Annotated in this window: 6 protein-coding genes; 3 read left to right on the forward strand and 3 right to left on the reverse strand. The window is 74.8% G+C overall.

All coding sequences use genetic code 11. The features are described 5' to 3' along the window. Together ACFVIM_RS29390 and ACFVIM_RS29395 are read right to left on the reverse strand one after the other, a co-directional pair. Positions 1-390, reverse strand: a 390-nt coding sequence (locus ACFVIM_RS29390; RefSeq protein WP_384307547.1) for an ANTAR domain-containing protein, incomplete at its 3' end; no start/stop codon positions are given. Between the two features lie 297 nt (positions 391-687). Beyond that, entirely contained in the window at positions 688-1494 is an 807-nt protein-coding gene (locus tag ACFVIM_RS29395) for a VOC family protein (RefSeq protein ID WP_384307549.1), read from the reverse strand. Positions 1495-1806: 312 nt separating this feature from the next. On the opposite strand from ACFVIM_RS29395, the gene ACFVIM_RS29400 reads away from it, so the two are divergent. Beyond that, on the forward strand, positions 1807-2058 hold the full coding sequence (locus ACFVIM_RS29400) for a DUF6158 family protein (protein WP_384307551.1): 252 nt from the start codon (positions 1807-1809) through the stop codon (positions 2056-2058). A gap of 355 nt (positions 2059-2413) precedes the next feature. Continuing rightward, complete coding sequence (locus ACFVIM_RS29405) at positions 2414-4258, forward strand: transketolase (RefSeq protein ID WP_384307554.1); 1845 nt, start codon at positions 2414-2416, stop codon at positions 4256-4258. Positions 4259-4576: 318 nt separating this feature from the next. Here ACFVIM_RS29405 and ACFVIM_RS29410 read toward each other — a convergent pair whose 3' ends face one another. Further along, positions 4577-4747: a hydrophobic protein gene (locus ACFVIM_RS29410; protein WP_384307556.1), complete on the reverse strand. Its 171-nt coding sequence runs from the start codon at positions 4745-4747 to the stop codon at positions 4577-4579. Between the two features lie 710 nt (positions 4748-5457). Between ACFVIM_RS29410 and ACFVIM_RS29415 the strand changes: the two genes are divergently transcribed. Continuing rightward, on the forward strand, positions 5458-8550 hold a 3093-nt coding region (locus tag ACFVIM_RS29415), incomplete at its 3' end, for a phosphodiester glycosidase family protein (protein WP_384307559.1).

Here is an 8550-nt window from a genome sequence, read left to right on the forward strand (position 1 = left end):
CTCGTTCACGGTGTGCCGTGCCTCGGCGGCGGTCGCCGCCCGTCGGCTGCGGCGGGTCTCGGCGGGGCCCTCGTCCCCGGGGGCGGTGTCGTTCCCGGTGGCCGGGGGAGCGGTGACGGTGATGGTGCCGGTGACGCCGTTGACGATGTCGGCCGCCAGCTCCTCGGCGCCGACGCCGGTCTCCCGGGCCAGTCGGGACAGGTGTTCGGCCGCCTCGGCGGGTGGCGCGACGAGTCGTGCGATGAGCACACCGGTGGCCAGGTCCAGCAGTCGGCGGCGGGCCAGTTCGGCCCGGAGCGAGGCGTTCTCGGCGGCGAGGGCGGCGACGGTCGTCGACAGCTCGTCCCGCTCGCGGCTCGCGCCCGAAGGCTCCTGCGCAGGCGTGATCACAGACACTCCCATCCCGGGCAGGGGGTACGACACCGCGTGATCGCATCCGCTCCGGATTGTACGTGCGCGGGCACCGTGCGGCACGGGATACGGGGAAGGGTGGGAGCAGGGGAGCGCGGAAGCCCGCAGGTCGTGCGACGGTGCACCCGTCGGCGCTCCCGCGTCCCGCGCCGGGCCCGGGGCGCCCGCCCGGACCGGCGGTCACGGGGAGTTCGTGACGGGGGGTGCGCAGACCGGTTCCCGACCCCGGCGGGGCCCCGGTCACCGGGAGGTGCGACCAGGGGCGGCCCCGGGTGGTCAGGCGCGGGAGGTCAGGGTGAAGAGGGCGCCGTCGGGGTCGCGGACCGTCGCCTCCGACGTGCCGTCAGCCGCCGTATGGCGGGCCAGTACCGCGCCCCCGTGCGCCTGTGTGATCTCCAGCGTGCCCTCCAGGTCGTCCACCGGGAAGTGCACATCCCAGCGCGGCCGGTCCAGCGGGTGCACCGACGCGCCCGCCGCGCCCGAGCTGAGCCGCGCCAGGATGTGCCCGTGACTGAGCAGCACGACCTCGTCGTTCTCGTAACTCACATCGCAGCACCCCGGATGCTCCGTGGCCCAGTCCAGCACCTCGCCGTAGAAGATCGCCGCGTCGAAGGCGTTGCGTGTCCGCAGCAGCAGCCACGCGGGCGCGTCCCGGTGCCCGGACTGCCAGTCGGGGATCCGCGCGCCTTCCCAGATGCCGAAGACGGCCCCGTCGCGGTCGGCGGCGAGTGCCCCGCGGCCCAGGGAGAAGGAGAGCGGTCCGACGGCGACGGTCCCGCTGCGCTCGCGTACCCGGGCGGCCGTCACGTTGGCGTCCTTCACGGCGAAGTACGGCGTCCAGGCGACGGCGACCCGCATGGCCGGGGCCAGCGCCCCGATCCCGGCGACCGGCGCGCCGTCCCGCAGGGCGACCCGGAACTCGTCCCCCAGATCGCCCCGGCGGAACTCCCAGCCCAGGACGGCGCCGTAGAACTCCTGCGAGGCGGTGAGGTCCCGGGCCATCAGACTGACCCAGCAGGGCGCGCCGTAGACGTCCGCGGTCGCGGTCAGGCCCGGCGCGGCCGGGTTGGTTCGCTCGTTCATGCGCACTCGTTCATGGGCACTCGTCCACTCGCTCACTCGCCCTCGTGTTCCGCCGGTGTCCTGTTCCCCGCCGGTGTCCCGTCCTCGGATGTCCTGTTCTCGGATGTCCTGTTCTCCCGGGTGTCCGTACGGTCACGTTCCGTGCTGGTCGCCGGGCGTGTCGATCGCCGTACGTCGGGCGCGCCGCGGGGTGGGGCGCGTTCCGCCGGGTACGTGGGTGTCCTCCACATCCTCCTCTCGCCCCGGTCTCCTCGCGAGTCGCACGGGGCCGGAGTGACACTGACACCAGAGACCGGAAGGAGCGGGGCTGCCATGTCGCGAGCCGAGAACCAGCACAGAGGGATCGAAGCCGCCCGCCTCGGTGAGCAGGAGCTCATCCGTGAACTGGAGAACATCCATCGCAGCAGGCACGACACCCTGCTGCACGGGTCACCGGCCGCGCTCGCCGCGCACACCACCCGGATGGCGGAGCTGGAGGAGGAGTATCTGCGCCGCCACCCTGAGCGGCCGGTGTCCTCGGGACGCACCCGGGCGGGTGCCCGGGCCCGGCACCACGTGGAATGAGCCCCCGCCCGGACGCTCCGGCTCCGGGCCGCCGGAGGCAGGGTACGGGTGTCACGTTCCGTGTTCCCCGGTGGCCCGGGCCCTTCCCGGCGGGTGGTGACACACGGGTTCCGATGAGCGACGGGACGCCCCGGCGGGGGCGGAGGTCCCGTGACGCGCGGGAGCGGCGCGGGCGAGGGAGCCTGGGAGTGGGGCGGGGTGTGCTCATGGAGCGCGGGGGAACCCGAGGGTGGCCGAACGATGCCCCGGGGGCCGGGCGGCCGGGCGTCCGGAACGCTCGCACCGTGGCCGGTCAATCCCCGGGCAGTCCCGAGGAGTACCGGTGAATCCCCGAGCAGTCCCAAGGAGTACGGAGATGCGCAACGAAGAACTGGCAGAGCTGGGGCAGCAGCTACGGGTCGACTCGGTCCGCGCCGCCGACGCGGCCCAGTCGGGCCACCCGACCTCCTCGATGTCGGCCGCCGACCTCATCGCGGTCCTGCTCGCCCACCATCTGCGCTACGACTTCGACCGGCCCGACCACCCGGGCAACGACCGGCTCATCTTCTCCAAGGGACACGCCTCGCCGCTGCTCTACGCGCTCTACCGGGCGGCGGGCGTCGTCGACGACGCCGAACTGCTGACCTTCCGGCACCGGGGCAGCCCACTGGAGGGCCACCCCACGCCACGGCTGCCCTGGGTGGACGTGGCCACCGGCTCCCTGGGACAGGGGCTGCCGATCGGGGTCGGCATGGCGCTCGCGGGCCAGCGGCTGGACCGGCTGCCCTACCGGGTCTGGGTGCTCAGCGGGGACAGCGAGATGGCGGAGGGCTCGGTCTGGGAGGCCGTCGAGCAGGCCGGGTACTCCCGGCTGGACAACCTCACCCTGCTGCTCGACGTCAACCGGCTCGGGCAGCGCGGCCCCACCCGCCATGAGTGGGACCTCGACGCCTACGGGCGGCGGCTGCGGTCCTTCGACTGGCACACGATCGAGATCGACGGCCATGATGTCGCCGCCATCGACTCGGCCTACCAGGAGGCCGCCGCCACCCACCACAAGCCCACGGCGATCATCGCCCGCACCCACAAGGGGCGCGGGGTCGCCGAGGTGGACGACAAGGAGGGCTTCCACGGCAAGCCGCTGCCGCACGCCGAGGCCGCGATCGAGGAACTGGGCGGAATCCGGTCGATCCGGGTCGACCCGGCCGCGCCGCCCGACACACCCGTGATGGCGGCGGCGCCGTCGGCCGAGGTCGAGCCGCCCGTCTACGCGGTCGGGGACGAGATCGCCACCCGGGACGCCTTCGGCGCCGCGCTCGCCGCCCTCGGCTCCCGGCGCGGCGATGTCGTCGCACTCGACGGCGAGGTGGGCGACTCCACCCGGCTGGCCGCCTTCGGCGCGGCCCACCCCCAGCGCTACTTCGAGTTCTACATCGCCGAGCAGCAGCTCGTGGCCGCCGCCGTGGGGATGCGGGCCCGTGGCCATCTGCCGTTCGCCTCGACCTTCGCGGCCTTCCTGACCCGCGCCCACGACGTCATCCGGATGGCCGCCGTCAGCGACACCGGGATCCAGCTCGTCGGCTCCCACGCGGGTGTCTCCATCGGTGAGGACGGCCCGTCGCAGATGGGCCTTGAGGACCTCGCCATGATGCGGGCCGTGCACGGCTCCACCGTGCTCTACCCGTGTGACGCCAACCAGACCGTCCGCCTGGTGGAGGACATGGCCGAGCTGCCGGGCATCGGCTATCTGCGCACCACCCGGGGCGCCACACCCGTGGTGTACGGGCCGGGGGAGACGTTCCCGGTCGGCGGGTCCCGGGTGCTGCGCTCCGGCGACCGGGACCGGGTCACCCTCGTCGCCGCCGGGATCACCGTGCACGAGGCGCTGAAGGCGGCCGATCTGCTCGCCACCGAGGGCATCGATGTGCGGGTGATCGACCTGTACTCGGTCAAGCCCGTGGACACCGGCACCCTCCAGGCGGCGGCGGATGCCACCGACTGTCTGGTGACCGTGGAGGACCACCACCCCGAGGGTGGTCTCGGTGACGCGGTGGCCGCCGCCTTCGCCGACGGCCGCCCGCAGCCGAGGCTGGTCCGGCTGGCCGTGCGCTCCCTGCCCGGCTCGGCCACCCCCGGGGAGCAGCTCCACCTGGCGGGCATCGACGCCGAGTCGATCACGGCGGCCGTGCGGCTGCTGGTGGGGCAGGCCGTGGTGCCGTAGACCGCGGTGGACGGCTGGAGGCACAGGCCCCCGCGCCGTAGACCGTGGATCCTCGCGTCGTACGCGTCGTACCCGGCATATCCCGCCGCAGCCGTCGTATGGCGCCGTACGGGGGCGCCGGGCCGGGGAGGCCGTATGGACGGCGACGGAGCACCCTGGAAGTCGGGGGACCCGGTCCGGTCGCCCCCACAGACGGGCTCCCACCCGCTTGAGCGGTGCGGGTGGGAGCCCTCGCCATGGCTGGAGTCCCGGCCTGGAATGGCGCTTCGGCGCGGCACCGGTCGGGCCGTGTCGTCCCCGGTGGCGCGGCGCGGGCGTCTACCAGCGGTACCAGCGCGACCGTGCGCCGTGTGCCGTCGTACTCCGCATCAGGAAGCCGAGGAGCCAGACCACCAGGACCGCCAGCGCGATCCACCACAGCATCTTCAGGGCGAATCCCGCGCCGAAGAGCACGACCGCGAGCAGTAGGACAAGCAGCAGGGGAACCATTTCTCCGCACCTCCGCTGACGCGGCTTCCCGCGCGAATGGCCCGTACGCCTCCGGGCGGGGAGAAGTCCACCGGGGGACGCGGGCGCCGACGCTTCCCGCGGAGTGCCCTCCCCCCATGGTGTCGCCTCCCCCTCCTGGAAGAGTCCGGGGGCGGCTCTGGCGGGTTCTGGTGCTGGGGGAGTGCCCCCCGCGTCGTGAGGATCTTCCCCGTATGTCCCGTACGGGGGAATCCGCCCCTTGGCTTCGCCGGGGTCCCCTACGAGCCTTGCGACGTTCACCTGGGCCCTGCGGGCCCGGGCGGGGGCGCCTCCGGTGCCGGACGCCGCAGGCTCCTCGCCTGGACTTCGTCCGGCGGGAGGACGGCGCCATGGTCACAGCACTAGCCAGGCCCAGGAGAGGAAGGGCCTCGCCAGCGCACGGCGGGTGGACGGGACCGTGACGACACGGCCCCGGCGCCCGCCGCCTCCGTGCCCGGACGCCGCGATCCGCCGTGCGGCATCTGGTCCGGGCGGGGGGCTGGGGGCGATCCTGGCGCGGAGGGTGTGACGGGTGGTCATGCCCCCGGCGGACGGGAGACGTTGTGGCGCCTGGCAGCAGACCCAGCAGATCCAGTGCACCGAGCGGATCCGGCGGGTCAAGCGGATCCGGCGGGTCCAGCAGATCCAGCGGAGCCAGCGGGTCCAGCCGGGCGCGACGGCACCGCGCCGCCGTGCTTCTGGCGACCGTGGTCGCGCTGGCCCTCGGCGCCCCGGCCGCCCCGGCGGTGGCCGACTCCGGTGTCGATCCCCGGCCCGGCCGGGCCGGGGAGGTGCTGCGGCCGGTCGCGCCACCGCCGCCCAGCGCGGTCCCCGGCACCGTACGGGACGTGTCCGACGCCGAGGGCATCGAACTGGCCCGCACCACCCGGCCCGTCGCGCCGGGGATCCGTCTCACCTCGTACGACCGGCTGGAACCCAGTGCGTGGCTGCGGGTGGACACCCTCTCCGTCGACCTCGGCGACAGCCGTACGGGCGTCGGCTACCTCTCCACCGGGAAGGTCGCCGAACGCGACACCGTCTCCCGGCTCGCGGCCCGGCACGACCCCGGGCCCGGGCGGCGGGTGGTGGCCGCGTTCAACGGCGACTTCTTCGACATCAACCAGACCGGGGCGCCGCAGGGACCGGGCATCGCGGACGGACGGGTCACCCACTCCCCGGCCCCCGGCGCCCACCGGGCCGTCGGGATCGGTCCTGGCGGCGCCGGGCGGGTGCTGGCGCTGTACTTCGACGGGACGCTGACGCTGCCGTCCGGGGCGTACCCGCTCACCGCCTACAACGCCGCCAACGTCCCGTCCGGCGGTGTCGGCGCCTACACCGCCGCCTGGGGCGGCGCCGACCGGGCGCTCACCGTCGACACGGCCACCGGTCCCGTCGCGGAGGCGGCGGTACGGGACGGCCGGGTCGTCTCCGTCAGCGCCCGCCCCGGCGGCGGGCCCGTCGAGGACGGTGTCACCGTGCTCGTCGGCCGCGAGGCCGGGGCCGAGCGGCTCGCCGCGCTGCGGCCCGGCGACCCGGTGACGCTGGAGTACCGGCCCCGTACCGACGGCGGCCCCCTGCCGCGTACGGCGGTCGGCGGGCGGGAACTGCTCGTGGTCGACGGTGTGCCGCAGAACCACGACGGCCAGGGCAACAACACCGCCGCCCCGCGCACCGCCGTCGGCTTCTCCCGCGACGGCCGGACCATGTCCGTCGTCACCGTCGACGGACGGCAGGCCGACAGCGGCGGGGTCACCCTGACCCGGCTGGGCCGGATGCTGCGCGACGCCGGGGCGCACAACGCCCTCAACCTCGACGGCGGCGGCTCCTCCACCCTGCTGGCCCGCGCCCCCGGAAGCGACGCCCTGCGGGTGGAGAACAGCCCCTCCGACGGCGGCGAGCGGACCGTCCCCAACGGGCTGGTCCTCACCGCGCCCGACGGCAGCGGACGGCCGCACGGCTACTGGGTGACGACCCGTACCCCCGCCGCCACCGCCCCCACCGCCGACCCGGTCGGCGGCGGCCACCCCGAACGTGTCTTCCCCGGGCTGACCCGCGCCCTCACCGCCGCCGCGTACGACGAGACCTTCGGCCCCGCCGAGGGCGCGCCGCGCTGGAGCGTCGCACGGCCCGCCACCGGCCGGATCACCCAGAACGGTGTCTTCACGGCCCGGTCCGGCGGACGCGTCACCATCCACGCGGAACGGGCGGGCGCACGCGGCGGGACCGAGCTGACCGTCCTCGGCCCGCTCGCCCGGCTGGAGCCCACCACCCGCCGGGTCGGCCTCGCGCACACCGGCGCCACCGGCACCTTCGGACTCGTCGGCCTCACCGCCGACGGCACCAGCGCGCCCATCGAGCCCGCCGATGTGACCCTTGCCTACGACCGTGCCCTCTTCGACATCCGCGACAACGGCACCGGATCGTTCGCCGTCACCTCCCGTACGGGCACCGGAGCCGGACGGGTCACCGCCACGGCCGCCGGGCGGAGCACCACCCTCGCCGTCTCCACCGGCCTCACCGAGGCACCCGTCACCGGCTTCGACGACGCCGCGTCCTGGACCTTCACCCAGGCCCGTGCCACCGGCGCCGTCGCCCCCACCCCCGACGGGCAGGAGGGCACCGGCCTTGAGCTGAGCTATGACTTCACCCGCTCCACCGCGACCCGCGCCGCCTACGCCAACCCCCCGGCGCGGATCCCGCTGCCCGGTCAGCCCCAGTCCCTGGCCCTGTGGATCCACGGTGACGGACAGGGCGCCTGGCCCACCCTCCACCTCAAGGACGCCACCGGCTCCGACCAGTTGCTGCGCGGCCCCTACGTCACCTGGACCGGCTGGCGGCGGATCACCTTCACCGTGCCGCCCCAGGCCCCGGCGCCCCTCGCCGTGCACCGCTTCTACCTCGCCGAGACGGCGGCGGCGCGCCAGTACACCGGGCGGATCGTCATCGACGGGCTGACCGCCCAGGTCCCGCCCACGGTCGACCTGCCCCCGCCACCTCGTGTCACCGACCCTCTGATCGGCACGGCGGCACGGACCGCCGGGCGTGCCTGGCGGTTCGCCGTCCTGTCCGACGCGCAGTTCGTGGCGCGTGAACCGGACAGTGCCCTGGTCCGGCAGGCGCGGCGCGGTCTGCGGGAGATCAGGGCGGCCCGGCCGGACTTCCTCCTGATCAACGGGGACCTCGTGGACGAGGGATCGCCGCAGGACCTGGCGTTCGCCCGGCGGATACTGACCGAGGAACTGGGGACGGAGGTGCCCTGGGTCTATGTGCCGGGCAACCATGAGGTCATGGGCGGCTCCCTCGACCGCTTCACCGCCGAGTTCGGGCCCGCGCACCGCGTCTTCGACCACCGGGGGACCCGCTTCCTGACCCTGGACACCTCCAGCCTCAGCGTCCGTGGCGGAGGGTTCGCCCAGCTCAGGAACGTACGGGCGGGGCTGGACGCGGCCGCCGTCGATCCCGCGATCGGCGCGGTGGTCCTGGTCCAGCACGTACCGCCGCGCGACCCGACCCCCCAGCGGGGCAGCCAGCTCGGCGACCGCAAGGAGTCCGCGCTGATCGAACGCTGGCTGGCCGGGTTCCGGCGCGCCACCGGCAAGGGCGCGGCCTTCGTCGGCGCCCATGTCGGCGTCTTCCACGCCAGCCGGGTCGACGGCGTCCCGTATCTGGTCAACGGCAACGCCGGGAAGTCACCGGCCGCCGCACCCGGCGACGGGGGCTTCACCGGCTGGTCCCTGGTCGGCGTCGACCCGGTCCCGGCGGAGCGGCACCGCCCCACCGGGACC

The organism is Streptomyces sp. NPDC057638, from assembly GCF_042800315.1.
Classification (GTDB): Bacteria; Actinomycetota; Actinomycetes; order Streptomycetales; family Streptomycetaceae; genus Streptomyces.